Annotated in this window: 2 protein-coding genes; both read left to right on the plus strand. The window is 54.1% G+C overall.

Translation table 11 applies throughout. The features are described from left to right. Positions 1 to 625, plus strand: a 625-nt coding sequence (gene rpsB, locus ACIOUG_RS27045) for a 30S ribosomal protein S2 (RefSeq protein ID WP_401070242.1), incomplete at its 5' end; no start/stop codon positions are given. Positions 626 to 828: 203 nt separating this feature from the next. Beyond that, positions 829 to 1,704 (plus strand): translation elongation factor Ts, encoded by an 876-nt coding sequence (tsf, locus tag ACIOUG_RS27050; RefSeq protein WP_401070245.1) that lies wholly within the window; start codon positions 829 to 831, stop codon positions 1,702 to 1,704. The last annotated feature ends 45 nt before the right edge of the window (positions 1,705 to 1,749 follow it).

A 1,749-nucleotide genomic window follows, 5' to 3' on the forward strand; every position in this document is an offset into this window, starting at 1 on the left:
TCACATCATCAACCTTGAAAAAACCCTGCCAATGTTCAACGAAGCTCTGACTTTCGTAGAGCGTCTGGCCCAGGGCAAAAACAAGATTCTGTTCGTCGGCACCAAGCGTTCCGCTGGCAAGATCGTTGCTGAAGAAGCAGCACGTTGCGGTTCGCCGTACGTCGATCACCGCTGGTTGGGCGGCATGCTGACCAACTTCAAAACCATTCGTGCTTCCATCAAGCGTCTGCGTGACCTTGAAGTTCAAGCCGAAGACGGTACCTTCGCCAAGCTGACCAAGAAAGAAGCGCTGATGCGCTCCCGTGACCTGGAAAAGCTGGATCGCTCCCTGGGCGGCATCAAGGACATGGGCGGTCTGCCAGACGCACTGTTCGTGATCGACGTTGACCACGAGCGCATCGCGATCACCGAAGCCAACAAGCTGGGCATCCCGGTTATCGGCGTTGTCGATACCAACAGCAGCCCGGAAGGCGTTGACTACAACATCCCAGGCAACGAAGACGCAATCCGCTCAATCCATCTGTACATGGGTTCGATGGCTGACGCAGTGATCCGTGGTCGCAACAATGTTGCTGGCGGCACTGTTGAATTCGCAGCTGAAGAAACTCAGGCTGCAGCTGAGTAATTGACGCCCTGGCGTTGACTCAGTAAGCAAAAAGGGGGCTTGGCCCCCTTTTTGCCACCTCGAAAACCGTTTGTTGGCGCCCACTTGTGGCAGCGCACCTCCTGCATTTGTAACGTGCAGCAGCTACAAGGTGTTTCGGGAAGAATTGAACGCCCGTTCGATCGGGTGGAATGGTTGAAAACCTATCCAAGAGGAATTTGAAAATGGCAGCAATTACTGCAGCGTTGGTTAAAGAACTGCGCGAGCGTACCGGCGAAGGCATGATGGACTGCAAGAAAGCCCTGGAAAAGGCTGGCGGCGACATCGAAAAAGCCATTGATGACATGCGTGCTTCGGGCGCGATCAAGGCTGCGAAAAAGGCTGGCAACGTTGCCGCTGAAGGCGCAATCGCAATCAAGGACGACGGTAAAGCTGCCGTTATCCTGGAAGTAAACTCGCAGACCGACTTCCTGGCTCTGCAAGACGACTTCAAGAACTTCGTCGCTGCCAGCGTTGAAAAAGCGTTTGCAGAGAAGCTGACCGACGCTGCTCCACTGATTGCTTCGCAAGAAGCTGCTCGTGAAGCACTGGTTGCCAAAGTAGGCGAAAACGTCAACATCCGTCGTCTGGCCCGTATCGAAGGTGACGTTGTAGGTTCGTACCTGCACGGCAACAAGATCGGTGTTGTTGTGGCTCTGAAAGGCGGTGACGTCGAGCTGGCCAAAGACATCGCGATGCACGTAGCTGCCAGCAACCCTGAGTTCCTGCTGCCTTCGCAAGTTTCGGCTGAAGCGATCGAGCGTGAAAAAGCTGTTTTCCTGCAGCTGAACGAAGAGAAGATCAAAGGCAAGCCAGAAAACATTGTTGAGAACATGGTCAAAGGCCGTATCAGCAAGTTCCTGGCAGAAGCGAGCCTGGTTGAGCAGGCGTTCGTCAAGAACCCAGAAATCAAGGTTGGCGAGCTGGCCAAGAAAGGCGGCGCAGAAATCGTTTCCTTCACCTACTTCAAAGTAGGCGAAGGCATCGAGAAGCCGGTCGACAACTTCGCAGAAGAAGATGCAGCCCAGCTGGCAGACTCCAAGCAAAAAGACGGTTTTTAAACTGTCGCCCGAAAGATGCTGCACCCTCACCAGAGCAGCCACTTT

The sequence above is a fragment of the Pseudomonas sp. NPDC087803 genome, assembly GCF_044742995.1.
Classification (GTDB): domain Bacteria; phylum Pseudomonadota; class Gammaproteobacteria; order Pseudomonadales; family Pseudomonadaceae; genus Aquipseudomonas.

Coding starts and splice junctions, on each gene's coding strand:
- tsf (WP_401070245.1), top strand. CDS start 829: ATGGCAGCAATTACTGCAGCGTTGGTTAAAGAACTGCGCGAGCGTACC.